Origin of the sequence: Stenotrophomonas sp. SAU14A_NAIMI4_8 (genome assembly GCF_003086695.1) — a bacterium.
Classification (GTDB): Bacteria; Pseudomonadota; Gammaproteobacteria; order Xanthomonadales; family Xanthomonadaceae; genus Stenotrophomonas.
This window is the reverse complement of record NZ_CP025999.1, coordinates 3,506,617-3,532,372: the sequence shown is the minus strand read 5'-3', so window position 1 is coordinate 3,532,372 and position 25,756 is coordinate 3,506,617. Positions and strand designations below refer to the sequence as shown.

The 25,756-nt window shown below is 67.9% G+C and carries 23 protein-coding genes; 19 read left to right on the top strand and 4 right to left on the bottom strand.

Features of this window, described 5'->3' with window-relative positions:
* Positions 1-476 precede the first annotated feature (476 nt).
* On the bottom strand, positions 477-2,897 hold the full coding sequence (locus tag C1930_RS16045) for a penicillin-binding protein 1A (RefSeq protein WP_108772180.1): 2,421 nt from the start codon (positions 2,895-2,897) through the stop codon (positions 477-479).
* A gap of 219 nt (positions 2,898-3,116) precedes the next feature.
* On the opposite strand from C1930_RS16045, the gene C1930_RS16040 reads away from it, so the two are divergent.
* The 16 genes from C1930_RS16040 (at position 3,117) to C1930_RS15965 (ending at position 20,163) form a co-directional block, all read left to right on the top strand.
* A complete protein-coding gene (locus C1930_RS16040) occupies positions 3,117-4,175 on the top strand; it encodes a pilus assembly protein PilM (protein ID WP_108754021.1) in 1,059 nt (352 codons plus the stop codon).
* Complete coding sequence (locus C1930_RS16035; RefSeq protein ID WP_108772179.1) at positions 4,175-5,077, top strand: PilN domain-containing protein; 903 nt, start codon at positions 4,175-4,177, stop codon at positions 5,075-5,077. The genes C1930_RS16040 and C1930_RS16035 overlap by 1 nt, the downstream gene beginning before the upstream one ends.
* A complete protein-coding gene (gene pilO / locus C1930_RS16030; protein ID WP_108757055.1) occupies positions 5,074-5,739 on the top strand; it encodes a type 4a pilus biogenesis protein PilO in 666 nt (221 codons plus the stop codon). The genes C1930_RS16035 and pilO overlap by 4 nt, the downstream gene beginning before the upstream one ends.
* Positions 5,736-6,272: a pilus assembly protein PilP gene (locus C1930_RS16025; protein WP_199911376.1), complete on the top strand. Its 537-nt coding sequence runs from the start codon at positions 5,736-5,738 to the stop codon at positions 6,270-6,272. The genes pilO and C1930_RS16025 overlap by 4 nt, the downstream gene beginning before the upstream one ends.
* Positions 6,273-6,293: 21 nt before the next feature.
* Complete coding sequence (locus C1930_RS16020; RefSeq protein ID WP_108772178.1) at positions 6,294-8,270, top strand: type IV pilus secretin PilQ family protein; 1,977 nt, start codon at positions 6,294-6,296, stop codon at positions 8,268-8,270.
* 164 nt (positions 8,271-8,434) lie between these two features.
* A complete protein-coding gene (locus C1930_RS16015; protein ID WP_108757053.1) occupies positions 8,435-9,460 on the top strand; it encodes a MoxR family ATPase in 1,026 nt (341 codons plus the stop codon).
* A gap of 8 nt (positions 9,461-9,468) precedes the next feature.
* Positions 9,469-10,383 carry a DUF58 domain-containing protein gene (locus C1930_RS16010; RefSeq protein WP_108757052.1) on the top strand — a complete coding sequence of 305 codons (915 nt, stop codon included), beginning with the start codon at positions 9,469-9,471 and terminating at the stop codon, positions 10,381-10,383.
* Positions 10,380-10,829 (top strand): DUF4381 family protein, encoded by a 450-nt coding sequence (locus C1930_RS16005; protein ID WP_108757051.1) that lies wholly within the window; start codon positions 10,380-10,382, stop codon positions 10,827-10,829. Before C1930_RS16010 ends, C1930_RS16005 begins: the two co-directional genes overlap by 4 nt.
* Positions 10,826-11,830, top strand: a complete 1,005-nt coding sequence (locus C1930_RS16000; RefSeq protein ID WP_108750954.1) for a VWA domain-containing protein — start codon at positions 10,826-10,828, stop codon at positions 11,828-11,830. The genes C1930_RS16005 and C1930_RS16000 overlap by 4 nt, the downstream gene beginning before the upstream one ends.
* Positions 11,827-13,629 (top strand): VWA domain-containing protein, encoded by a 1,803-nt coding sequence (locus C1930_RS15995; protein ID WP_108772177.1) that lies wholly within the window; start codon positions 11,827-11,829, stop codon positions 13,627-13,629. Before C1930_RS16000 ends, C1930_RS15995 begins: the two co-directional genes overlap by 4 nt.
* Positions 13,626-15,323 carry a BatD family protein gene (locus tag C1930_RS15990; RefSeq protein ID WP_108772176.1) on the top strand — a complete coding sequence of 566 codons (1,698 nt, stop codon included), beginning with the start codon at positions 13,626-13,628 and terminating at the stop codon, positions 15,321-15,323. The genes C1930_RS15995 and C1930_RS15990 overlap by 4 nt, the downstream gene beginning before the upstream one ends.
* Positions 15,324-15,380: 57 nt before the next feature.
* Complete coding sequence (locus C1930_RS15985; RefSeq protein WP_108772175.1) at positions 15,381-16,700, top strand: dicarboxylate/amino acid:cation symporter; 1,320 nt, start codon at positions 15,381-15,383, stop codon at positions 16,698-16,700.
* A 77-nt stretch (positions 16,701-16,777) separates the two neighbouring features.
* On the top strand, positions 16,778-17,200 hold the full coding sequence (locus tag C1930_RS15980; protein ID WP_234412681.1) for a hypothetical protein: 423 nt from the start codon (positions 16,778-16,780) through the stop codon (positions 17,198-17,200).
* Between the two features lie 126 nt (positions 17,201-17,326).
* Entirely contained in the window at positions 17,327-19,324 is a 1,998-nt protein-coding gene (gene tkt, locus C1930_RS15975; protein WP_108772173.1) for a transketolase, read from the top strand.
* Between the two features lie 330 nt (positions 19,325-19,654).
* Positions 19,655-19,846: a type II toxin-antitoxin system RelE/ParE family toxin gene (locus C1930_RS20580; RefSeq protein WP_325051537.1), complete on the top strand. Its 192-nt coding sequence runs from the start codon at positions 19,655-19,657 to the stop codon at positions 19,844-19,846.
* An 11-nt stretch (positions 19,847-19,857) separates the two neighbouring features.
* Positions 19,858-20,163, top strand: a complete 306-nt coding sequence (locus C1930_RS15965; RefSeq protein WP_108750948.1) for a HigA family addiction module antitoxin — start codon at positions 19,858-19,860, stop codon at positions 20,161-20,163.
* A gap of 24 nt (positions 20,164-20,187) precedes the next feature.
* On the opposite strand, the gene C1930_RS15960 is transcribed toward C1930_RS15965, so the two are convergent.
* From C1930_RS15960 to C1930_RS15950, 3 genes are all read right to left on the bottom strand, one after another.
* Positions 20,188-20,736, bottom strand: a complete 549-nt coding sequence (locus C1930_RS15960; RefSeq protein WP_108772621.1) for an NADAR family protein — start codon at positions 20,734-20,736, stop codon at positions 20,188-20,190.
* Positions 20,737-20,863: 127 nt separating this feature from the next.
* On the bottom strand, positions 20,864-22,816 hold the full coding sequence (locus C1930_RS15955) for an acetyl-CoA hydrolase/transferase C-terminal domain-containing protein (RefSeq protein WP_108772172.1): 1,953 nt from the start codon (positions 22,814-22,816) through the stop codon (positions 20,864-20,866).
* A gap of 34 nt (positions 22,817-22,850) precedes the next feature.
* Entirely contained in the window at positions 22,851-23,408 is a 558-nt protein-coding gene (locus C1930_RS15950) for a flavin reductase family protein (RefSeq protein WP_108772171.1), read from the bottom strand.
* 118 nt (positions 23,409-23,526) lie between these two features.
* On the opposite strand from C1930_RS15950, the gene C1930_RS15945 reads away from it, so the two are divergent.
* The 3 genes from C1930_RS15945 to C1930_RS15935 are packed head-to-tail and all read left to right on the top strand — an operon-like array spanning position 23,527 to position 25,710.
* On the top strand, positions 23,527-23,892 hold the full coding sequence (locus C1930_RS15945) for a BlaI/MecI/CopY family transcriptional regulator (protein WP_108757042.1): 366 nt from the start codon (positions 23,527-23,529) through the stop codon (positions 23,890-23,892).
* The gene (locus tag C1930_RS15940; protein ID WP_108772170.1) at positions 23,885-25,138 is read left to right on the top strand and encodes a TonB family protein; all 1,254 of its coding nucleotides are present in this window, start codon (positions 23,885-23,887) and stop codon (positions 25,136-25,138) included. Before C1930_RS15945 ends, C1930_RS15940 begins: the two co-directional genes overlap by 8 nt.
* 8 nt (positions 25,139-25,146) lie before the next feature.
* Positions 25,147-25,710, top strand: a complete 564-nt coding sequence (locus C1930_RS15935) for a hypothetical protein (RefSeq protein WP_108772169.1) — start codon at positions 25,147-25,149, stop codon at positions 25,708-25,710.
* The last annotated feature ends 46 nt before the right edge of the window (positions 25,711-25,756 follow it).

Sequence of the window (25,756 nt, the reverse complement as noted above, 5' to 3'; positions counted from 1 at the left end):
CCCGCTACCGGGCTGCATGGGGCCAACCAAGGTTGGCCCGCTACCGGGCTGCATGGGGCCAACCAAGGTTGGCCCGCTACCGGGCTGCATGGGGCCAACCAAGGTTGGCCCGCTACCGGGCTGCATGGGGCCAACCAAGGTTGGCCCGCTACCGGGCTGCATGGGGCCAACCAAGGTTGGCCCGCTACCGGGCTGCATGGGGCCAACCAAGGTTGGCCCGCTACCGGGCTGCATGGGGCCAACCAAGGTTGGCCCGCTACCGGACTGCGTGGGGCCAACCAAGGTTGGCCCGCTACCGGACTGCGTGGGGCCAACCAAGGTTGGCCCGCTACCGGGCTGTGTGGGGCCAACCGAGGTTGGCCCGCTACCGGACTGTGTGGGGCCAACCAAGGTTGGCCCGCTACCTTGCTCTGGTAGGTGCCGACCTTGGTCGGCACGCAGAGCCAACCAACGGTTGGCTCCCACCCATGCCTTCCTTAGAAGATATCGAACGCGGCGGCGTCGGCCTGCGGGGTGCTCTGCAGGTCCAGGTCGTAGTCGGTCAGGCGGTCCATGTCTTCCACCTTCACCCACTCGGTGGCACCGTTCAACGTGGTCTGCACCATGCCCGCCGGCGGCTCGTTCTGGGCGATCGGGGTGTCCTTCAGCGCAACGCGCATGTAGTCGATCCAGATCGGCAGGGCGGCCTTGCCGCCGTACTCGCGGTAGCCCAGCGAACGGAAGTCGTCGCGGCCCACCCAGACGGTGGTGGCGTAGGGACCGCCGAAGCCGGAGAACCAGGCGTCGCGGTGGTCGTTGGTGGAACCGGTCTTGCCACCCACGTCCTCACGGCCCAGCACCTTGGCGGCGGTGCCGGTGCCGCGCTGCACGACGTCGCGCATCATCGACACCAGCTGGTAGGCGGTGCGGGCATCGATCGCACGCGGGGCGGTGCGGGCATCCGGGTTGGCCGGCGCGGCCGGGGTTTCGGTGGCCGGCTTGGCGGCAGCGGTCGGGTCCACCTTCGGCGCCGGGGCACCGAAGTTGAAGCCGTCCACCACCTGGTTCACCGGCTGGTCGCTGCTGCCGGCGCACTCGCGGCAGGCCAGCGCCGGGTTTTCCTTGAACACCAGGTTGCCGTCGCGGTCGTTCACCTGGTCGATCAACCAGGTGTCCACGCGCGAGCCGCCGTTGGCGAACACGGCATAGCCGCGGGCCACCGACAGCGGGGTGAGCGAGGCGGTACCCAGCGACATCGACAGGTTCGGCGGCAGCTCCGATTCGGCAAAACCAAACTCACTGATGTACTTGCGTGCGTAGTCCACGCCCATGCCGTCGAGCAGGCGCACCGACACCAGGTTGCGCGACTGCACCAGCGCTTCACGCAGACGCATCGGGCCGCGGAAACCGCCACCGTCGTTCTGCGGCGCCCAGGTCTTGCCACGACGGTCGCGGAACACCACCGGGGCGTCCAGCACGATCGAGGCCGGGTTGTAGCCCTTGTCGAAGGCGGCGGCATAGACGAACGGCTTGAAGCTGGAACCGGGCTGGCGACGGGCCTGGGTGGCACGGTTGAACTTGTTGCCCGAGAAGCTGAAGCCACCCACCAGCGCCTTCAGCGCGCCGCTGTGGGCGTCCAGCGAGACCAGCGCTGACTGGCCGCGCGGAATCTGGTCCAGCAGCCACTCGCCTTCCTTGGCGCCGGCACGCACGCGCACGATGTCACCGCGCTGCACCAGCTTGCCGGGGGTCTTGTTGGTCCACTTGGCGGCACCGGCCGGCAGCACGATCTCGCTGCGGTTGGCCAGGACCACCGTGGCGCTGCCATCGGCGCCGGTGCTGGCCACGATGGCCGGCAGCAGGCCGGCCTGGCCGTACATGCCGCGCAGGTGCTCGGCCAGGACCGCGGCATCGTCGCCGGCGCCCAGCGTCACCTGCTTTTCCACGCCGTGCCAGCCGTGGCGATGGTCGTACAGCAGCAGGCCGTCACGCACGGCCAGGTTGGCCGCGGTCTGCAGGGTGGCATCGATGGTGGTGGTGACGTGGTACCCCTTGTTGACCACGTCGCCGCCGAAGCGGGCGATCATTTCCTGGCGCACCAGTTCGGCCACGTAGGGCGCTTCCACCTGCACCGGCGGTTCGTGCGCGGTGGCGTGCATCGGCACGGCCTTGGCCGCGTCGGCCTCGGCCTGGGTGACGAACTTCAGGTCGGCCATGCGCTGCAGCACGTAGTTGTCGCGGCGCTGGCGGGCACGTTCCGGGTTGGAGATCGGGTTGCCCGAGGAGGGGAACTTGGGGATGCCGGCCAGCGAGGCCATTTCATCCAGGTCCAGCTCGTTCAGCTTCTTGCCGTAGTAGAACTCGGCCGCGGCGGCCACGCCGTAGGCGCGGTTGCCGAAGAAGCTCTTGTTCAGGTACAGCTCGAAGATCTCGTCCTTGCTCAGCTCCGACTCGATCTTGCGGGCCAGCAGGATCTCGGCCAGCTTGCGGGTGTAGCTGTATTCGGAACTGAGGAAGAACTGGCGGGCCACCTGCTGGGTGATGGTGGAACCACCGGGCACGCGCTTGTCGTTGGTGGTGGCCAGCAGCCACACCGCACGGCCGATGCCCTTGTAGTCCACGCCGCCGTGTTCATAGAAGCGGGCGTCTTCGGTGGCCAGGAAGGCCTTCTTCAGCTTGTCCGGCACGTCCTTCATGGTGATGGGGGTGCGCCGGGTCTCGCCGAACACCGCCATCAGCTTGCCGTCGGCAGCGTAGACGTACATCGGCTCCTGCATTTCCACGTCGCGCAGGGTCTGCACGTCGGGAAGCTTGGAGGACACAGCGTAGTACAGGCCGCCCACGGCGGCCGCTCCGACCAGCGCCAGGACCAGTACAACAAGGAAGATCCAGCGCAGCCAGCGGCGGAGTCGAGTCATCGGGTTCAGATTCCGATTGCGAATTTCGTGGTCGCAGAGTATAGATTACGCACGGTGGCGGCTGGGGTCGCTACCAGGGGACGCAACGACAAACGCCAGGGGCTGCATCGTGAACCTGTGAGGGACTTCACAGCAGGGTGGTTGCCATTTGCTAAGAATACGTTATTAATGCGCGGACACAGTTCTTGTGTCCAAGTGCCCGTCGGCAGGGGAGAAACCGTGGGGCTTATCCCAAAAAGTCAGTCGCCACTCATAGGCGTCGACATCAGTTCGACTGCGGTGAAGCTCTTGCAGCTTTCCCGCAGCGGTAGCCGTTTCCGCGTGGAACATTACGCCGTGGAACCTCTTCCGCCGAATGCGGTGGTGGAGAAGAACATCGTGGAAGTGGAGGCCGTGGGTGAGGCCATCCGCCGCGCGATGAACCGCTCCGGCAGCAAGGCCAAGCTGGCCGCCGCTGCCGTGGCCGGATCGGCAGTGATCACCAAGGTGATCCCGATGCCCGCCGATCTGGACGAAAACGACATGGAAGCCCAGATCGAGCTGGAAGCGGTCAACTACATTCCGTACCCGATCGAGGAAGTGAACCTGGACTTCGAGGTGATCGGGGCGATCCCGAACAACCCGGAAATGGTCCAGGTGCTGCTGGCCGCGTCGCGATCCGAGAACGTGGAACTGCGCCAGTCGGCGCTGGAACTGGGCGGCCTGCAGGCCAAGGTGATGGACGTGGAGGCCTTCGCGGTCGAGAACGCCTTCGCCCTGGTGGCCAGCGAACTGCCGGTGTCCAGCGATGGCGTGGTGGCCCTGGTGGACATCGGCGCCACCATGACCACCCTGAACGTCCTGCGCGGTGGCCGCAGCCTGTACAGCCGCGAACAGGTGTTCGGCGGCAAGCAGCTGACCGACGAGATCATGCGCCGCTACGGCCTGAGCTACGAGGAAGCCGGTCTGGCCAAGCGCCAGGGCGGGCTGCCGGAAAGCTACGAAATGGAAGTGCTGGAACCGTTCAAGGAAGCCACGGTGCAGCAGATCAGCCGCCTGCTGCAGTTCTTCTACGCGGGCAGCGAATTCAACCGGGTTGATCACATCGTGCTGGCCGGCGGCTGCGCTGCGCTGGCAGGCCTGCCGGAAATGGTCGAAGAACAGCTGGGCGTGCCGACTGTGGTCGCCAACCCGCTGGCACAGATGACCCTGGGCCCGAAGGTACAGGCCCAGGCGCTGGCCCAGGATGCCCCGGCGCTGATGATCGCCACCGGTCTGGCACTGAGGAGCTTCGACTGATGGCACGCATCAATCTATTGCCCTGGCGCGCCGAGCGGCGCAAGCAACGCCAGCGCGAGTTCGGGGTCATGCTGGGCATGGCCGCACTCGGCGGCGTGCTGCTGTCGCTGCTGGTGTGGTTCTACTACGACATGCAGGTGAGCGGCCAGATGGACCGCAATGCCTACCTGCAGGCCGAGATCACCAAGGTGAAGGCGCAGAACGCCGAGATCGACCGCTTGGACGAGCAGAAGAACCGTCTGCTGGCCCGCAAGGCGGTAATCGAACAGCTGCAGGCCAAGCGCTCGCAGATGGTTCACCTGTTCGACGCCCTGGTGCGCACCATTCCCGATGGCGTGGTACTGACCGCCCTGCAGCAGGATGGCGACACCCTTACCCTGGAAGGCCGCACGCAGTCCAACGCGCGCGTGTCCGCCTACATGCGCAACCTGGAAGTGTCCGGCTGGATGACCAACCCGGAACTGTCGATCATCAAGGCCAGCGAGCCTGAGAAAGACAAGGACGCCGCACCGGTGGGTCCGGTGGCTGACATCAAGGCCCTGCCGTATGTGTTCAAGGTGACGGTGAAGCTGCCGGCACAGAGCGAGGAGTCGACCACTCCGGGCCTGAACGCCGACGGCAGCGTGGCAACCGGCGCACCGGCCGCGCCCACCGTGGCCCCGCTCAGTGCGGGCCCGGATGCCGCGGCACCGGTTGCTCCGGCCGCACCGGGCGCAGCCCCGGCGCCGGCCAATGCACCGGCCCCGGGCAGCGCACCGGCGCCTGCACCGCAGGCCCCGGCCGCACCGGCCACCCCCGCAGCGCAACCGGCACCGCCGGCCGCCGCACCGAAGAACGAGGGTAGCCGCCTGGCCCAGCCGCCGCAGGCCTTCCATGCCCTGCCGCAGGGGGACCGCGCATGAGCAAGAAAGTCGAACTGAAGAACCTGGATTTCAACGACATCGGCAACTGGCCGCGCAACGCCAAGATTGTCTTCTGCTCGCTGATCGCCCTGGTCATCATCTTCGTGCTGTGGATGCTGCTGATCAGCGGCAAGCGTGAAGAGCTGCAGACCCTGGAAAGCCAGGAAACCACCCTGCGCCAGGAATTCACCAAGGAACAGGAACGCGCGGTCAACCTGGAACCGCTGAAGCAGCAGCTGGCACAGATGGAGCAGGTGCTGCAGCAGATGCTGCGCCAGCTGCCCAGCAAGACCGAGATGCCCGATCTGATCATCGACATCTCGCAGACCGCGCTGTCCAGCGGCCTGGCCAACCAGCTGTTCGAGCCGGAAGAAGAGCAGGTCAAGGAGTTCTACGCCGAAAAGCCGATCAAGCTGAGCATGGTGGGCAGCTACCACCAGTTCGGTGCGTTCGTCAGCGGCGTGGCCTCGCTGCCGCGCGTGGTCATCCTGACCATGCACGACATCAACCTGAAGCCGGCCGACAAGACCAACGGCAACATCCGCGCCGGTGCGCTGGTGCTGTCCGGTACGGTCAAGACCTACCGTTACCTGGATGAAACCGAGGTGGCGGAACAGCAGAAGGCTGAGGCAGGCGAAGCAGGCAAGGAGGCGCAGAAGTGATCCGTTCCTTCATTGCACGGGGTGGCATGGCGATGGCGGTACTGCTGCTGGCCGCCTGCGGCCGCGGTGTGACCAGCACGCCGGGCGATGCCCCCAACCTTGAGAAGTGGGTCGAGAGCGAACGCGCCCGACCGGCGCAGCCGCTGGAGCCGCTGCCCGTCATGCAGCAGTTCGAGACCTTCGAGTATTCCGCGCAGGGCATGCGCGATCCGTTCACCGATGCCTGGACCAATCCGCAGCAGGGGACTGGCGGATTGCGCCCGGATCCGAACCGGCGCAAGGAACCCCTGGAAGGGTTCCCGCTGGATGCACTGGACATGGTCGGCACCATCGGCACCGGCGGCGGTACCGTCGCGCTGGTGATGGGGCCGGACAAGGTGACCTACCGGGTACGCCCGGGCGGTTACCTGGGGCAGAGCGACGGGCGGGTCACCGCGGTCTTCGAAGACCGCGTGGAGCTGATCGAACTGGTGCCGGATGGCGCGGGTGGCTGGCTGGAACGTCCGGCTACGCTCGCGCTGGAAGATCAATGATCGTTTACTGGGGATAGCACGATGACTTTTCACCAAGCCAAGGGGCTGCGACCCATCCGGCGCTCTACCTTGAACCGCATCGGCGCGCTGGGAGTCGCGTTGATGCTGGCCTGCGCTCCGGCGCTGGCTGCCGCACCGGCTGCAAAGCCGGCCAGCACCACCGCTGCTGCACCGGCCACCGCGCCGGCCAGCCTGGCGGTGTCGCGCATCGACTTCAAGCGCGGCGATGACGGCAGCGGCCGCCTGATCGTGCAGTTCGACGGCCAGGGCGCCATCCCGGATCTGCGCACGCAGGACAACAGCGTGATCGTGGACGTGGGCAACGCACGCCTGCCGGCGAACCTGCAGAAGCCGATGAACGTGACCGACTTTGCCACGCCGGTGCAGCGCATCGACGCCAAGCCGTCCGGTGCCGGCACCCAGCTGGTGCTCAGCACCGGTGGTGCGGTCGAATCGCTGGCCTACCAGAGCGGCAACGAATACGTGGTCGAGATCACCCCGCGCAAGGCCCCGGCCGCGGTGGGTGCGGTCACCGCCGGCAGCGTCAGCCAGGCCGCCAAGGGCGTGCCGCAGCGCGGCTACAGCGGCAAGCCGGTCACCTTCAACTTCCAGGACATTCCGGTTCGTACCGTCCTGCAGTTGATCAGCGACGAATCGAACCTGAATATCGTGGCGTCCGATTCGGTGCAGGGCAACGTGACCCTGCGCCTGGTCAACGTGCCGTGGGACCAGGCACTGGACATCGTGCTGCGTGCCAAGGGCCTGGACAAGCGTCGCGACGGCAGCGTGATCTGGGTTGCGCCGCAGGCTGAACTGGCCAAGTTCGAGCAGGAAAAGGAAGACGCGCGCATTGCGATCGAGAACCGCGAAGACTTGGTGACCGATTACGTGCAGATCAACTACCACAGCGCCACGCAGATATTCAAAGCGCTGACCGAAGCCAAGGGCATCGGCGGCGGCGGCAGCGGTGGCCAGGGTGGCGGTGGCAGCGGTTCGTCGTCGCAGGAAGAGAGTGGTTTCCTGTCCTCGCGCGGCCGCATCGTGGCCGACGAGCGCACCAACACGCTGATGATCAGCGACATTCCGAAGAAGATCGCGCGCATGCGTGAGCTGATCGGGGTGATCGACCGCCCGGTCGACCAGGTGCTGATCGAAAGCCGCATCGTGATCGCCACCGATACCTTCGCCCGCGAACTGGGTGCGAAGTTCGGCATCAGCGGCAGCCGCGACAACGTGTACTTCAGTGGTGATCTGGATGCCAATGCCGCGACCCGCAAGTCGCAGGTTGACGCAGCGGAAACCAATGCCAAGGCCGTTCGTGACTGGGTTGCGGGCGGAAGCGTGGGCCCCCGTCCTGTCGCGGTCGGTTCGTCCATCACCCGCGGCCTGAACTGGAACCTGCCGGTGGCCTCTACCAGTAACCCCGGTTCGCTGGCACTGTCGATCCTCAACGCCGGCTACCTGCTGGACGTGGAACTGTCGGCCATGCAGGAAGAGTCGCGTGGTGAAGTCATTTCCAACCCGCGCGTGGTCACCACCAACCAGCGCGAAGCCCTGATCAAGCAGGGTAAGGAAATCGGCTACGTCACCATCAGCGGTGGTGGTGTCGGTGCTGCAGCCACGCCGAATGTGCAGTTCAAGGAAGTGGTGCTGGAACTGAAGGTCACCCCGACCATCACCGACGACAACCGCGTGTTCCTGAACATGGCGGTGAAAAAGGACGAGGTCGAAAGCTACATCGTGCTGGAAGGCTACGGCCAGGTGCCGAACATCAACCGTCGCGAGGTCAACACCGCCGTGCTGGTGGAAGACGGCCAGACCGTGGTGATCGGCGGCGTGTACGAGTTCACCGACCGCAACAGCGTCAGCAAGGTGCCGTTCCTGGGCGACGTGCCGTTCCTGGGCAATCTGTTCAAGAAGCGCGGCCGCAACAAGGACAAGGCGGAACTGCTGGTGTTCGTGACCCCGAAGGTGCTGCGCGTGGCCAAGCGCAGCTGATCGGTGCCACCGGATGTAGGAGAAGGGGCCGCCATGTGCGGCCCCTTTTCGTTGTGGATGCACGCCCTGCGTGCAGGGCCGTTCATCCATCCTTGATCCAATCCCCGGACCAGCCTGCGATGATGTGGGGAACCCGTGCCGTCCTGCGCCGGTCAAAGGCCCCCATGAACCTGCCACCGCCGATGCCCGAATCCATCTCCCCGCCGCCTGCGCCGGCCACCTCGCGGCTGCATGCCGCCTTCACCGCCCTGCGCGACGCGCTGTCGGCGGAGATCGTCGGCCAGGCCGCACTGGTCGAGCGGCTGTTGATCGCGCTGCTGGCCGACGGCCATCTGCTGGTGGAAGGCGCGCCCGGCCTGGCCAAGACCACCGCCATCCGCGCGCTGGCCGCCCGCCTGGAAACCGAATTCGCGCGCGTGCAGTTCACCCCGGACCTGCTGCCGGCCGATCTGACCGGCACCGAGATCTGGCGCCCGCAGGAAGGCCGTTTCGAATTCGTGCCCGGCCCGATCTTCCATCCGATCCTGCTGGCCGACGAAATCAACCGTGCCCCGGCCAAGGTGCAGTCGGCGCTGCTGGAAGCGATGGGCGAACGCCAGGTGACCGTCGGCCGGCACACCTACGCCCTGCCGTCGCTGTTCCTGGTGATGGCCACGCAGAACCCGATCGAGCAGGAAGGCACCTTCCCGCTGCCGGAAGCGCAGCTGGACCGTTTCCTGATGCACGTGCGCATCGGCTACCCCGACCAGGCCGCCGAGGCAGAGATCCTGCGACTGGCGCGCGAACGTGCGCGCGGCGCGCTGGGTGAAGCGCCGCCGGCGCCGGACAAGCTGCCGATGCAGGATGTCTTCGATGCGCGCCGCCAGGTGCTGGACCTGCACATGGCGCCGGCGCTGGAGCGCTACCTGGTGGAACTGGTGCTGGCCTCGCGCGATCCCGGCCGCTACGACCCGGCATTGGGCCGTCGCATCGCCTGGGGCGCCAGCCCGCGCGGGTCCATCGCTCTGGAACGCTGCGCGCGTGCGCGCGCCTGGCTGGCCGGTCGCGATTTCGTCACCCCCGACGACGTGCGGGCGGTGGCTGCCGACGTACTGCGGCACCGGGTGCTGCCCAGCTATGAAGCCACCGCCGAAGGCTGGGACGGCGAGCGCCTGGTGCAGGAACTGCTGGCCCGCGTGCCCGCGCCCTGAGCCTGCGCATGACCGATCATTCCACGCCCAGCGCCGGTGACGGCCTGCGACCGCAGTTGGCCGAACTGGTGGCCCTGCGTGGCCTGGCGCAGCGCCCGCCGGCACCGCGTCGCGGTCGCACCGGCCTTGCCGGTCAGGCACCGTCGCCGCTGCGCGGCCGAGGCATGGAATACGCCGAATCGCGCGAGTACGTGGCCGGTGATGACGCGCGCCATATCGACTGGCGGGTGACCGCGCGTAGCGGGCGAGCGCATACCAAGCTGTTCCAGGCCGAGCGCGAACGGGTCACGCTGATCGTGGCCGATACCGCGCCGGCCCTGTACTTCGGCACCCGCGTGCGCTTCAAGTCGGTGCAGGCCGCGCGTGCCGGCGCCATTGCGGCGTGGTCGGCGCAGCGCCGTGGCGACCGCATCGGGGCGTTGCGCGGCAGCGACCGCGAACCGCCGGTAGCCCCTGCTGGCGGGCCGCGCGGCGTGCTGCGCGTGCTCGACGCGCTTACCCGCTGGTACGCGCAGCCGCCCGCCGACGATCTGGGCCTGGAGCGCGCGCTGGACCACGCCAGCCGCGTGCTACGCCCCGGTGCGCGGCTGCTGGTGCTGGCCGATCCGCAGCAAGCCCTGCGCATCGCCCCTGCGCGCTGGGGCGCGTTGGCGCAACACCACGACGTGACGCTGCTGCTGCTGGTGGATCCGCTGGAAATGCAGCCGCCATCGGCCGCGCTGCAGTTCCTCTCGCCACAGCAGCGGGTCAGTCTGGACCTGCGCCGCAGCGATGTGCAGGCGCACTGGCATGCCCATTTCGTCGCGCCGGTGGACGCGCTGCGACGGCACCTGGTGGCGCGCCGCGTCGATGTGCAGTTGCTCTCGACCGATGCCGCCAGCGATGCCTGGTTGGCCCCGGCGGCCACCGAGGTGCCGGCATGAGCGCCGCGCTGCCGCTGCGCGACGTCGCGCTGCCGCCTGCACCGGCCTGGTGGCCGCCTGCGCCGGGTTGGCTGATGGTGATCGCCGCCGTGGTGCTGGTGCTGGCGGTCATCGTGGTGATCGTGGTCCGGCGTCGCCGTCGCCGCCAGCGCTGGTTGCACGCCTTCGACCAGGAGCTGCGGGCCGCCGGCACCGGTCCGGCCGAGCTGGCGGTGATTGCCGGTCTGTTGCGGCGTGCGGCACGCCAGGCGCAACCGGGCAGCGAAGCGCTGCAGGATGCGGCCTGGTGGGCGCGCATCGATCCGCAGGACGCGTTGCCTGATGCGCAGCGCACCCTGCTGACCGAAGGCCCGTACCGCCCGCAGATGGAAACCTCGCAGCTGGACGACATTCGCACGTGGGCGCGGCAGCGCTATCTGCAGCTGCTGCAGGAGCGCCGCCGATGAACCTGCTGGCCTCCTACTGGCCCTGGCCGGATCTGCAGCTGGCGTGGCCGCTGGCGTTGCTGGCACTGCCGCTGCCGCTGCTGATGCATTTCTGGCCGCGCCGCGCATTGCCGGGCGCGGCGCTGCGCGTGCCGTATGCCGCCGCCGAACTGCAGGCTCTGGCCGGCGGAGGGCGGGTGGATGCGTCGTGGCTGCGCACCCTGCTGTTGTGGCTGGGCTGGGCCGCGTTGTGCGTGGCGATGGCCCGCCCGCAGCAGCTGGGCGAAGCCATCACCCCGCCGCAGCAAGGCCGGCAGATGATGCTGGCCATGGACGTATCCGGCAGCATGAGCGAACCGGACATGGTGCTGGGCCCGCAGGCGGTGGAACGCCTGACCGCTGCCAAGGCGGTGCTGGCCGACTTCCTGGACCGCCGTGCCGGCGACCGCGTCGGCCTGCTGGTGTTCGGCGACCGCGCGTACACGCTTACCCCCATCACGGCCGATCTGGCAAGCGTGCGCGACCAGCTGCGCGACAGCGTGGTCGGCCTGGCCGGCCGCGAGACGGCCATCGGCGATGCCATCGCACTGGCCGTCAAACGCCTGCGCGCGCAGCCGGAAGGGCAGCGGGTGCTGATTCTGCTCACCGACGGTGTCAGCAATGCCGGCGTGCTGGAACCGCTGCGCGCGGCCGAGCTGGCCAAGGCCGAAGGCGTGCGGGTGCACACCGTGGCCTTCGGTGGCGACGGCAGCATGCGCCTGTTCGGCATTCCCATCGCCGCCGATCGCGACCCGGTGGACGAGGCGACGCTGCGGCGGATCGCCGAGCAGACCGGCGGCCGCTTCTTCCGTGCGCGCGATACCGACGAACTGGTGGGCATCTATGCCGAACTGGACCGGCTGGAGCCGATCGCCGGCAAGGGCCCGAGCACGCGCCCGCGCGACGAACGCTACGCCTGGCCGCTGGCACTGGCGCTGTTGCTGGGTTCGCTGGCCTGGCTGTGGCCGGAGCGCCGCCGATGATCGCCCTGTCGCTGGCCCTGCCGGACTGGAACGCGCTGCATTTCCTGCGGCCTGATTGGCTGTGGGCGTTGCTGGCGCTGCCGGTGATCATCGCCTTCGCCCTGTGGCGGCAGCGCCGCAGCGAAGGCTGGCGGCAGGCGGTGGATGCGCATCTGCTGCCGCACCTGCTGGCGGCCGAGGGGCGCCGACGGCGGCGGTTGCCGTGGGCCATCGTGCTGGGCTGGGCGCTGGCCGTGCTGGCCCTGGCCGGGCCCAGCTGGCGGCAACAGGCACAGCCCTTGTTCCAGTCCAGCGCGCCTCTGGTGGTGGTGCTGGATCTGTCCAGCCGCATCACCGCGACCGACCTGCCGCCGTCGCGCCTGCTGCAGGCACGGGCCAAGATCGGCGGTCTGCTGCGGGCGCGTCAGGGCGGGCAGGTGGGCCTGGTGGTCTACGCCGACGATGCCTATACGGTGGCGCCGTTGACCGACGATGTGGCCAACGTGGCGCTGTACCTGGACGCGCTGGCGCCGGATGTGATGCCGCGTGATGGCCAGCGTGCCGACCGCGGCATCGATTGGGCCACGCAGTTGCTGCGGCAGACCGGTGCGCTGCGCGGGCGCATCCTGCTGATCAGTGACCAGGCCAACGGCGAAACAGCACTGGCTGCGGCGCAGGCGCGCGCACTCGGCCTGCAGGTGTCGGTGCTGGGCCTGGGCACGCCCGCCGGTGCCGCTTACCGCGACAGCAGCGGCCAGATCGCGCAGGCCGCGTTGGACGAAACCGGGCTGCGCGCAGTGGCCACGGCCGGCGGCGGTCGCTACCAGCGCATTGCCGCCGATGATCGCGACCTGCAGGCGCTGGATGTGTTGGACGGCAGTGGCGCGCAGGCACAGGCGCGTCCCGGCCAGAGCCGGCAGTGGCAGGACGAAGGCTACTGGCTGCTGCCGCCGGTGATGCTGCTGGCGCTGCTGGCGTTCCGTCGCCGCGCGCTGCTGGCCGCCGTGCTGGCCGTGGGCCTGTTGCCGCTGAGCGGGCAGGTGCAGGCCGCGCCGCCAGCCGCGGCCACCAGCCCAGCGCACGGTACGCTGTGGCAACGCGGTGACCAGCGCGAACACGAGCGCCTGGCCGAAGGCGTGCAGGCGTACCACAACGGCGATTTCGCGGCGGCCCGACAGAAGTTCGAAGGCATCGACAGCGATGCCGGCTGGTACAACCTGGGTAACGCGCTGGCACGCCAGGGCGACTATGACGGCGCCATCGCCGCCTATGACAAGGCGCTGGCCAGGCACCCGGGCATGGCCGATGCCGTGGCCAACCGCGCGGTGGTCGATGCCGCGCGCAAGCGCAAGCCGCCACCGGGCAAGAACGAAGGGCAGGGCAAACAGCCGCCGAAGTCGCAGAACCCATCGCAGCAGCCCAAGCCGTCGCAGGGCCAGCAGGGTCAGGGTCAACAAGGGCAGCAGGGTCAACAAGGCCAGCAGGGCCAACCGCAACGTCCGCAGGACGGCAAGCCGGGTGAGCAGCAGGACGGTTCGGGCGCGGGCGATTCGCAGCAACCGCCACAGTCCGCCGACGCCAAGGCGCAGGCGCAGGCCGATGCCCAGCAGCGCCAGCGCATGCAGCAGTCCCTGCAGCAGGCGCAGCGTGCCGACCAGGCCGGCAAGGTGGCCGCACGCACCGACGGCCGCACCCCGCAGCAGCGCGAGGAACAACAGGCCGTGGAAGCGTGGATGCGCCGCGTTCCCGATGATCCGGGGGCGCTGCTGCGCACCAAGTTCCAGTTGGAAAACGAACGCAGAAAGAGGGAAGGGCGATGAAGCGCAAGGCACGCGTGCATGAACGTTGGGCGTTGCCTGCGCTGGCCCTGTGGCTGTTGTGGCTGCCGCTGGCCGCGATGGCACAGACCCGTGCATGGCTGGAACCGGACACCATCGCCGCCGGCGACTCGGTCACCCTGAATGTGGAAACCGACCAGGGCGCGCCCGACTACACGCCGCTGAACGTCGATTTCGCGCTGGGCGCACAGAGCAGCAGCCGTCAGGTGCAGTGGAGCAATGGCGGCATGCAGCGCCGCGATGTGTACACGGTGCTGCTGACGCCGCGCCGCACCGGCGTGCTGCAGGTGCCTTCCCTGCAGGTCGGCGCCGCACGCACGGTGCCGCTCACCCTGCAGGTGAACGCCGCGGCGGTGGCGACGGCGCAGACCCATGCCGCCGCCTTCGTCGAAACCGAGGTGGACGATGACACGCCTTACGTACAGCAGAGCGTAGGCGTGGTGGTGCGGCTGTACTTCGCCTCGCAGCTGGCCTCGGGCGAGCTGGTGCTCGATACGCCGCAGGGCGCATCGCTGCAGCGGGTGGGCGAGGACCGCACCGATGTGCGGCAGATCAATGGCCGTCGCTACAACGTGGTTGAACGGCGCTTCCTGCTGATTCCCGAACGCAGCGGTGCGCTGCGCCTGCCGGGCGCACGCTTCAGTGGCCGCAGTGCCGGCGGCTTCTTCGACGATTTCTTCGGCAACGGCGGCGATGGCCGCATGAATGCCGTCGCGCCCGAGCGCACCCTGCAGGTGCGCGAGCAACCGGCGCAGGCGCCACAGCCGTGGCTGCCGTTGCACGGCCTGCAGCTGCGCTATACCAGTGCGCCGAACACCGCGCGTACCGGCGAGGCCGCCACCGTGGTGGTCGAAGCGGTGGCCAACGGGGCCACGCGCGCGCAGTTCACCGACCTGCCGGTGCCCGATCTGGGCGATGCGGCGCAGGTGTTCGCCGAGCCGGCGCAATACGATGAAACCTTCACCGGCAGCACGCCGCGGCTGAAGATCACCCGGCGCTATTCGATCGTGCCGCGCACGCCGGGCGACCTGGTGGTGCCCGGGCCCAGCGTGGCCTGGTGGAACGTGGACAATGGCACGGCGCAGCAGGCGCGCCTGCCCGAACTGCGCCTGGCGGTCAGCGCCGGGCGTGGCGGGGTGCCTGCACCGCAGCCGATCGACACGCAATCGGCCTTGCCCGGCCAGGATGCGACCCCGGCAGCGCAGACGGCACTGGCCGCGACGGCGCGCGCGGTACCGGTATGGCCGTGGGTGGCCGCCGTGGTGGGGCTGGTCGTGCTGTGGCTGCTGACCCTGCTGTGGGGCTGGCGGCGTGGCCGCAGGGCAGCGGCGCCGGCCGGTGCCGCGGCGGGCACGGCAGCACCGGTCCGCCGCGGTGGCGGCAGCACCGCCGACCTGCGCCGCGCGCTGGATGCCGACGGCTTTGACCAGGTGGAGGCACAGCTGTGCGCGATGGCCGGTGTGGACCGCTTGGAGCAGGTGATCGAACGCCTGGCCGACGCCGAACAGCGCCAGGTGCTGCGCGACCTGCAGCAGGCGCGCTGGGGCGTGCAGGGCGAACTGGGCGCGCTGCGGGCGCGCCTGCGGGTGGCCTTCCGTGACGGACCGCACTGGTCGGCCCCGCAGGCGGCCGGCGACACTGGGCTGGCGCCGCTGTACCCCACGCGGCAACCCTGAACCAGCGCGGCCTGCGCGCTTTGTTAGAGTAGATTCATTTTTCGAGGAACCCCGCATATGACAGCAGCTGCTGCCGGCAAGAAGAAGTTGCCCCTGCACTGGAAGATGGGCATCGGCTTCGCGATCGGCCTGGTCCTGGGACTGATCGTGCACGCCCTGGGTGGCAGCGTGGAAGGCCTGCAGACCGGCGCCAAGTGGGTGATGGACTACATCACCACGCCCGCCTCGGGCCTGTTCCTCAACCTGATCTTCATGCTGATCGTGCCGCTGATCTTCTCGGCACTCATCATGGGTGTGTCGGAAATGGGCGATATCCGCGCCCTCGGCCGCATCGGCTGGAAGACCCTGGCCTACACCGTGCTGCTGTCCGGCATTGCCGTGGGCATCGGCCTGGTGCTGGTGAATGTGCTCAAGCCTGGCGCCGGCGTGGACCCGCAGACGGCCGCGCTGATGCTTTCGGAAAACGCCGAGCGCAGCAAGGAAATCGTGGCCGGCATCCATGGCACGCCCAAGGGCATGGACATGCTGCTGTCGATCGTGCCCAGCAACGTGCTGCAGGCCGCTTCGGACAACGGCGCCATCCTGTCGCTGATGTTCTTCGCCCTGATGTTCGGCATCGGCATGGTGCTGACCGACGATGAGAAGGTTGCGCCGCTGCGCCGCGCCATCGAGGGCGTGTTCGAAATCTCGATGACCCTGATCAACCTGGTCATCCGCCTGGCCCCGTATGCGGTGGCCTGCTTCATGTTCAACCTGGCCGCACTGTTCGGCTTCGAGCTGATCATCCGCCTGGGCGCCTACGTGGGCGTGGTGGTGCTGGCCCTGGGCCTGCACATGGTGGTGACCTACGGTACCGCCGTGTGGCTGTCGGGCCGTTCGCCGCTGTCGTTCTTCCGCGATACCCAGGAAGCGACGGTGATGGCCTTCTCCACCGCCTCCAGCAACGCGACCCTGCCCACCGCCCTGCGCGTGGCCGACCAGATGGGCCTGCCGCAGCGCGTGTCGCGCTTCGTGCTGACCGTGGGCGCGACCGCCAACCAGAACGGCACTGCGCTGTTCGAGGGCGTGACGGTCATCTTCCTGGCCCAGTTCTTCGGCGTGGACCTGAGCATCGGTCAGCAGATCATGGTCATGGCCGTGTGCATCCTGGGTGGCATCGGTACGGCCGGCGTGCCGTCCGGCTCGCTGCCGGTGGTGGCCATGATCTGTGCCATGGTCGGGGTGAACCCGCTGGGCATCGGCCTGATCCTGGGCGTGAACCACTTCCTGGACATGTGCCGCACCGCCCTGAACGTGACCGGCGACCTGGCCCTGACCACCCTGGTGGCCAAGGGCGAAGCGCACGATCGCCCGGAGCCGGCTGCGCCGCGCGATTGAACGCGCCCTGAATGCCATGGATACTATCCCGACGCATGGAAGGCGTCGGGATTGGCGCCGTGCGAACGGGAGCAGAAATGAGGATTTCGTACGTGATGGTCGCCGCCCTGGGCCTGCTGGCCTTCGACGCCAGTGCCCAGAAGGCCTGTGAAACCAACTACACCAAGACCGGCAGCTTCTTCGCCGGGCGCACCTTCACCACCTGGGACGTAGTGCCCAACGCGAGCCCGGCTGACGCGCTCAAGCGCATCCAGATCGAAGGCGTGAAGTCGGGCCTGAAGGTGGCCACCGTGGACAAGGACCTGGGCATGCTCACCATGGAGCAGAACGTCCAGTTCAACGGCGGCCAGACCACCCTGCCGTGGAACGTGCTGATCGAGGCCGAGGGCAAGGGCTCGAAGATCACCGTGACCAAGACCACTCCGGCCACCTACGCCACCGGCGAGGACTTCCAGAAGAAGTCGATGTGCGCCGTGATCGAGGCCGCCGCCCCGAAGTAAGCGGCGGGCGGGGCCAGATCCCTTTCTCTGGCAAGGGATCTGGCCCTACGCCTGAACCCGGCCCCGGGTCTGTGGGACAATGGGGGGCCCGCACGTCCGCGGCCGCCTCCCGATTCCGACAGAACCATGACGCAGCCTACCCGTCGCCAGTTGGCCAACGCCATCCGCTTCCTTGCCGCCGATGCGGTTGAAACCGCAAAGTCCGGCCACCCCGGCATGCCCATGGGCATGGCCGATATCGCCGAAGTCCTCTGGAACGACTATCTCCGGCACAACCCGAACAACCCGCAGTGGTTCAACCGCGACCGCTTCGTGCTGTCCAACGGCCACGGCTCGATGCTGCAGTACGCCCTGCTGCACCTGAGCGGCTACGACCTGCCGATCGAACAGCTCAAGCAGTTCCGCCAGCTGGGCAGCCACACCGCTGGCCACCCGGAACGCCACGAGACCCCGGGCGTGGAAACCACCACCGGCCCGCTGGGCCAGGGTTTTGCCAACGCCGTGGGCTTCGCTCTGGCCGAGAAGCTGCTGGCACAGCGCTTCAACCGCCCGGAGCTGGAAATCGTCGACCACCGCACCTGGGTGTTCATGGGCGATGGCTGCCTGATGGAAGGCGTTTCGCATGAATCCGCTTCGCTGGCCGGCACCTGGGGCCTGCACAAGCTGGTCTGCTTCTGGGACAACAACCACATCTCCATCGACGGCAACGTCGAAGGCTGGTTCACCGACAACACCCCCGAGCGTTTCGAGGCCTACGGCTGGAACGTGGTGCGCGATGTCGATGGCCACGATCCGGAAAGCATCAAGGCTGGCATCGAAGCGGCCCTGTCGCAGGACGACAAGCCGACCCTGATCTGCTGCCGCACCACGATTGGTTTCGGTTCGCCGAACAAGGCCGGCAAGGAATCCAGCCACGGCGCGCCGCTGGGCAAGGACGAACTGGAAGCCACCCGCAGGCAGCTGGGCTGGAACTACGGTCCGTTCGAGATCCCCGAAGAGATCTACGCCGGCTGGCGTGCCGGCGGTACCGGCACCCTGCGCCAGGCCGAATGGGAACAGCAGTTCGACAAGTACGCCGCGCAGTTCCCGGCCGAAGCGGCCGAACTGACCCGTCGCTCGCACGGCGAACTGCCGGCCGACTTCGTCGCCAAGGCCGATGCCTACATCGCCCAGGTGGCCGCTGAAGGCCCGACGATCGCTTCGCGCAAGGCCTCGCAGCTGGCCATCGAAGCCTTCGCCCCGCTGCTGCCGGAAATCGTCGGCGGTTCGGCTGACCTGGCGCACTCCAACCTGACCCTGTGGAAGGGCAGCAAGTCGGTCGCCAGCGACGACGCCAACGCCAACTACGTGTACTACGGCGTGCGCGAGTTCGGCATGACCGCCATTGCCAATGGTCTGGCCCTGCACGGTGGCTTCATTCCGTTCGATGCCACCTTCCTGGTGTTCAGCGACTACGCCCGCAACGGCGTGCGCATGAGCGCGCTGATCCCGGCCCATGCCATCCACGTCTACACCCACGACTCGATCGGCCTGGGCGAAGACGGCCCGACCCACCAGCCGGTGGAACATCTGGCCTCGCTGCGCTACATCCCGAACAACGATGTGTGGCGCCCCTGCGATGCGGTGGAATCGGCGGTGAGCTGGAAGGCAGCGATCACCCGTCAGGACGGTCCGAGCTGCCTGGTGTTCAGCCGCCAGAACCTGCCGCACCAGCCGCGCGATGCCGGGCAGATCGCGCAGATCGAACGCGGCGGCTACGTGCTGGCCGATGCGGTCGGCACCCCGGACGTGATCCTGATCGCCACCGGTTCGGAAGTGTCTCTGGCCACCGAAGCCAAGGCGCAGCTGGATGCCGCCGGCCTGAAGACCCGCGTGGTGTCCATGCCGTCCACCGACGTGTTCCTGCGCCAGGATGCGGCCTACCGTGAATCGGTGCTGCCCAACGCCGTGCGCAAGCGCGTGGCGGTGGAAGCCGGCGTGACCGGCTTCTGGCGCCAGTTCGTTGGCCTGGACGGTGCGGTGATCGGCATCGACACCTTCGGCGCTTCGGCCCCGGCCGACAAGCTGTACCAGCACTTCGGCATCACCGCCACGCACGTGGTGGAAGCAGCCAAGGCGCTGTAAGCCGCGTCGCGAAGCAGAAAGGGAAAGGCCGGCGCAAGCCGGCCTTTCTTGTTTTCCGATCGGCACTGACCGCCGTGTCGATGTCGATGACGCTATGGCCTCTTCCGCCGGTACGGCATTCCCTGCGACAACAGGATCCTCGGGTGGCCGCAGCAAGAGCCAGCCAGCTTCTGGGCCTGGAGGCGCGTGTGCACAATGATTGCGCAATTGCAGGGTGTAAGGTGATGCCTTACAGTGTGCTGGGGTGATCGTCAGCTTCCAGCACAAAGGACTGAGGACACTTTATGAGCGGGGGACGCATCGGGTGTCCGCGCCGATCATGTTGCACGCTTGCGGCGCCTGCTTCACCAGTTGGACCAGGCCCATACGCCTGGAGACATGGGGCTGCCAGGCAATCGCCTGCACCCCTTGCGTGGCAGCTACAAGGGATACTGGACGGTAAGCGTGTCAGCGCATTGGCGACTGGTTTTTCGCTTCCGCGGTCTCGATGTTGAACTGGTCGACTACCTTGATTATCACTAGGAAGCTATCCGATGCCGCTGCATGATCCGCCCCATCCTGGGGAAGCGCTACGCGAAGACATCCTGCCGACGATCAAGATGTCCATCAGTGCGCTCGCGCACCACCTCGGGTACTCACGTGGGCAATTGTCGACGGTCATCAACGGCCATGCAGGCATTTCTGCCGAGCTGGCGTACCGCTTGGAACTGGCCGGTCTGGGAAATGCCCGGATGTGGTTGGCGATGCAAGCGGCCTACGATCTCTGGCAGGCAGAACATCGCGAGCATCCTGCGATCGCGCGTCTCGATCTCCCCGAAGCCTTGAACCGCCCGCAGTAGATCCACGCCATGCGTGGATGAGCGCTACATCGCCTCGCGCACATCCATCAATGCAAAGCCCAGCAGGTTCAGCCCGCGCCATTGCGCCGGGTTGTGCGCGTCGGCGTGGTCCTTGGCCAGGCCGATGCCCCAGATGAAATCCACCGGGCTGGCTTCCACCAGCACCCAACCCGCCGTGGCGCGCAGGAAGGCGCCCAGTTCCGGGTTCTGGCTGAACTTGGCGCGGTTGCCGGCCACCACCAGGTCGTAGCGCGCCTGCACCCAGCGCGCTTCATCGAAGCCTTCGATCTGGCGGCCCAGCGCCTTGGCCTTGTCCGGCGTGGCGCTGGCGATGATCTTGTCGAGCAGGACGGTTGCGCCGAACAGCCGCGCCTTGCCGGCCATCATGTAGTGCTCGGCGGTGCGGTAGTGCACGCCCTCAATGTCGAAGCCGGCGTCGTACCACTGGCTGAAGCAGGACGCAGACACACCGCTGCGCGGCGGCTGGTGGCCCCAGAAACACAGATAGCGCAGGTCATCGCCTGCGGCCTGGCGTTGCTGCAGGTCGTGCAGGAAACGGGAATCGTCGTTCATCGGCACAGCATAGCGTGCCGCGATGCTCTGGTAGGTGCCAACCTTGGTTGGCACAGAAGCTGTTGCGCCGGGCATGGCCCGGCGCTACCGTTCCGCCGGGCATGGTCCGGCGCTACCATCGCTGCGATTACGCGGTGCGCGCCAACGCCAGCCGCAGCAGCCGCGCGTTCAAGCGCTCGCCAAAATCCTTCGGCGCCTGCAGCCCCATGCGCTGCAGATACACCGCATCGCCATCGCCGGCCGGCTGGCGCAGCGCATCCCACACCGTGCGCAGCGTCGCGCCGCGTGTCTGCGTATTCGCCTTCAGCCAGCCCAGCGCCTTCACCAGCACCTGTTCAATCTCGTTGAAGTCACTGCCCAGCGGGTAGTCGGGCAGGGTGCCATCACTGCGGAAGGGAGCCAGCGCCGCTATCAACGCGGCAGGCGTGTTGCGCTGCAGACGCTGCGGATCCGGCTGCTGCGCGACACGCAGTTTGCGCGCGGCGTGCGCCTGCTCCAGCAGTGCGGCCTGGAACGGCGCTTCGGTAATGGCGGTCATCGCCTGCACGCAGTCCTCGTCGGTCAAACCGCGCAGATCGGCAATGCCGTACTCGTTCAGATAGATATCGCGCAGGTGCCGCGGAATGGTGGTGTGGCCGTAGTTCCAGCGCACGTTCGAGGCGCGCTGGCCCTTGTCGTCGCGTGCGGCACGGAACATCAGCACGCTGCGTGCTTCCGGCAGGGCATGGGCCATGGCCACGAAGTTGTACTGCCCACCCACGCCCGAGACCACGCGCCCATCATCCAGCGCGTCCGACACTGCCGCGCCCAGCGCGGTGGCCATCATGCAGGAATTGAAGAAGCGCGCATGGCGGCGCTGCAGGCGCTCCAGCGTCTCGTTGCCACCATAGAGCTGGTTGATCTCGCTGATGCGGCGCATGCCGATCGCGCGGCATTCGTCTTCGGGCAGGGTGCGCAGCCATTCGTAGAATTCCGGCGAACCCAGGTAGAACGCGCCGTGCAGGTATTCACCCTCGGCGGCCAGGGTGGCGTGGTCGATCGACAGCGTACTGCCGTTTTCGATGCGCTGCATCAGGGCCAGATCGTCGTGCACCTTGCGCTTGATCACCCCGGTCTGCACCAACCGGCGGAAGCCTTCGTTGAGCATTTCGCTGCAGCCGTACAGGCCGACCTCGAACGGCTCCAGCCCGCCGATTTCCTGCACCAGCGGATGGCTGGCCAGCTGCGGGTCCAGCGCATGCAGCACGCGGCGGTAGCGCGCGTTGTCGGTATGGCGCAGCACCAGCGCGTGGCTGAGCGCATCGGCCAGGGTGCCGATGCCGATCTGCAGCGTGCCGCCATCGCGCACCAGAGTGCTGGCGTACAGGCCGATGGCGTAGTCGGCGTCGGCCACCGGCTGCCGCGGCAGGCCGAACAGCGCGGGGTAGGGCGGCGGCGGGGTGATCACCAGGTCGAAGAAGGACACATCCACCGTGGCCGAACCGCCCAGGTAGGGCAGCTGCGGGTCGATCTCGGCCACCAGCAACGGGCGCGGCAGGCCGCGTGCGGCAATCGCATCCAGCGTGTCCTGGGTGATGTCGTTGTTGCATGACAGCGACAGCCGGCGATCATCCGGGCGCATGGCCACCTTCTGCACGATCACCTGCGGCGCGCGCTGGGCCACCGCATCGGCGGCGTGCGTGTAGTTCAGGCTGGTGTAGCTGGACTGCGCCTGCCGCGAACCCAGCAGCGCGCCGGACTGCATGTAGAACTCTTCCACCTGCACATGCGCCGGCAGCGCATCGCGGGCGATGGCATCGGCATAGGCCAGGCGCGGGAAATCCTCGCCGAAATGGCGCTGCACGAACGGCGCCATGAAGCGCGCCTCCAGCCCATCGCCGCGCGCCTTGGGCGGGTTCAGCGACAGCGCGGTGTACAGCTGCAGCGGCCGCGACGGATCCGCTTCCACCCGTGCATACAAGGCATTCAACAGCCGGTGCGGCTTGCCCAGCGCCAGCGGCGCACCCACCCGCAGCGGCCCGTCCACGCGCGCGAACAGCCAATCAACGGCGGCGTCCAGGTCGGTCAGGTGTTCGGTCATGCGGCAAGGTCCTGCGTGCGGGGGAGTGCGGGCATTACAGCATGTCGGGCTTGAACCGCCGTCGACGCGAGACTTCGGCGCCGGACAGCATGAACTGGCCATCGCCGCGATAGTGGAACGTGCGCGGCAGCTTCGGCCGCGGCGCCACGTGTGCGCGCACGATTTCCCAGATGAAGAGATTGCTCGACTGCACCTGGCTGTCGTCGTACAGGCGGCACTCGAAGCAGGAATGGCACTGGCCCACCAGGGGCGCGGCCACGTCGCGCGCCGGCAGCGCGTCCAGGCCGAAGTGGGCGAACTTGTCGACATCCCGGCCGCTGCAGTTGCCGATGTCCACTACCGTATCCAGCAGCTCCACGCCGGGCACATTGATCACGCATTCGCCGCTGTCCCGGGCCAGTGCGAAGCTGTGGTTCTCGTTCCACAGATAAGTGGCCACCAGCGACGGCGAGAAGCCCATCACCATGTGCCAGCCCATCGTCATCAGGTTGCGCTGGCCCTGCGCCGCCGTGCTGACCAGCACGATCGGGCCCGGTTCCAGGAACCGGCGTGCGTCCTCGACGGGGTAGTCCTTCTTGCGCAGCGGCTTCATGCAGGCTCCGTGGGCGGTGGCTTCGATGCTGGTCCGGGGCAGATGAACCGCATGTCGAGGGGCTTGACAGCGCGTTCGATTACGCGCGTAATCGAACTGTCGATTACGGATGTAAACAATGAGCGCGATCAGTGAAGCCGAAGCCATCGTGATGGAGGTGCTGTGGCAGCAGTCGCCGCGCAGCGCAGACGACGTGGTCGCCGCGCTGGCCCACCGCAACTGGGCCGAGCCGACCATCAAGACCCTGCTCAACCGCCTGCTGACCAAGGGCGCCATTGCCGCCGAACGCGACGGCCGTCGCTACCTGTACCTGCCGCTGCTGCAACGCCAGGCATGGGTGGACATGCAGAGCCAGGACTTCATCGGCCGCGTGTTCGATGGCCGGGTGGCGCCGCTGGTGGCCCACTTCAGCGAGCGCGGGCAGCTGACGGCACAGGACATTGCCGAACTGAAGAAGCTGATCCAGGAGATGGACGATGAATGAGCTGCTCGATGGACTGTGGCAGGCCAGCCTGGGGCTGGCGTTGGGTGTGCTGCTGCTGGCGGCCGTGCGGCCCGTGCTGGTAACGCTGGGCGGTGCGGAACTGGCCTATCGCAGCTGGTGGCTGTTGCCGCTGCTGCTGCTGGCCCTGCTGCTGCCCGTGCCGGCATTGCCGGTGCTGCAGCACGTGCCCACGCTGCCATTCAAAGTGGTGCCAGGCACCGTGGAAGGGCCTGCCGCGCAGTTGCCGCTGTGGCCGTGGTTGCTGGCCGTGGCCTGGGCGCTGGGGGCCGGCCTGCAGCTGCTGCGCGCGCTGCGTGCGCAACGCCGTTTCGAGCAGACGCTGGGCCCCCTGCAGGCGCGTGACGATGGCAGCTGGCAGGCCAGCGCCGACCCCGGCCTGCCCGCGCTGGTGGGGCTGTGGCGGCCGCGCATCGTGGTTGGCCCGCACTTCGACCAGCAGTTCGATGCCCATGAGCAGGCGCTGATCCTGCTGCACGAACGCAGCCATCGCCGCAACGGCGATCACTGGGCCAATGGCGGCCTGCTGCTGGCGCGCACGGTGTTCTGGTTCCACCCGTTGCTGCCCTGGGCCGCGCGCCGTTTCCTGCGCGACCAGGAACTGGCCTGCGATGCACGCACCGTCGCCACCCAGCCCTCGCAGCGCCGTCTCTACGCCAGCACGCTGCTGAAGGCGCAGCTGGTCCACCCGGTTGCGCCGATGGCCTGCCATTGGCGCAGCCAACCCGAGTTGAAGGAGCGTATCGCCATGTTGAAGCAGTCGAAGCGGAAGGCATTGTCGAAGGTGTCGGGCCAGCTGTTGCTGGTGGGTCTGTGCATGGGTGGGGCGGCGTTGGCGTGGGCCAGCCAGGGGGCGGTGACGGGCACGCCGTCGGTCAGCGCCGAACCGTTCCAGCACGCCGCGGCGGATGCTGCCAAGGCCGGCCTGGACAGGCCGATCCAGGCCCAGAAGATGTCACCGCCGAGCTATCCGGCCGACGCCATCGAGAAGCGCCAGACCGGCGTGGTGAACCTGATCGTGGCCGTCGATGCCAAGGGCATCGTCACCGACGTGAAGGTGGAAAGTGCGACCAACCCCGGCGTGTTTGAAGCGGCCTCGATCGCAGCGGCGCGCAAATGGACCTACACGCCGGCGATGAAGAATGGCAAGGCGGTGGCGGGCAAGCTGCGCATCCCGATCACCTACGCCATGGACAACACCGAAGCTGCCGGCGGACAGGCGCAGTGAGGGGAGCGATGAAGGGCGCACCGCTCTGCATCGCAGCCGCGCTGCTGGCCGGGTGCGCCAGCCATGAACGCCTGACCACGGTCGATACCCGCAATGAGAGCGTCGGCCACCAGCGCCTGCAGCCCGATGCGGCCGGTGGTGCGGGGCAGGTCCAGCCGTACGCGCTGGCCGCCAGCGAGGGCTACCGGATGCCGCAGTTGTATGCGGCACCGGACCCGGTGGTGGGCGAGCGCGATCCACGCACCGCGTTGCCGCCAACCACGGTCTGCCTGCAGGTGGTGGTGGACGCGCAGGGCGGGGTTGAACGCAGCACGCCGCTGACCGACCGCACGGAATGCAGCGCGGGCGCAGCGACGGAGAATGCCCCGCTGCTGCAGGCCGCGCAGGACGCGGTCGCGCAGTGGAAGTATTCCCCGGCGGCGGTCTGTCGTTTCGCCGCCGGCAACACGCCCGAAGACCGCAGCGACTGCAAGGGCGCCGACAGCATCGAACCGGTGGCGGTCACCCTGCAGTACGCCTTCACCTTCGAAATCGTGAAGGGCCAGCACGTGGTGCGCACGCAGGGCCGATAGCGCCTGACAGGAACACGGTAGCGCCGGGCCATGCCCGGCCGACCCT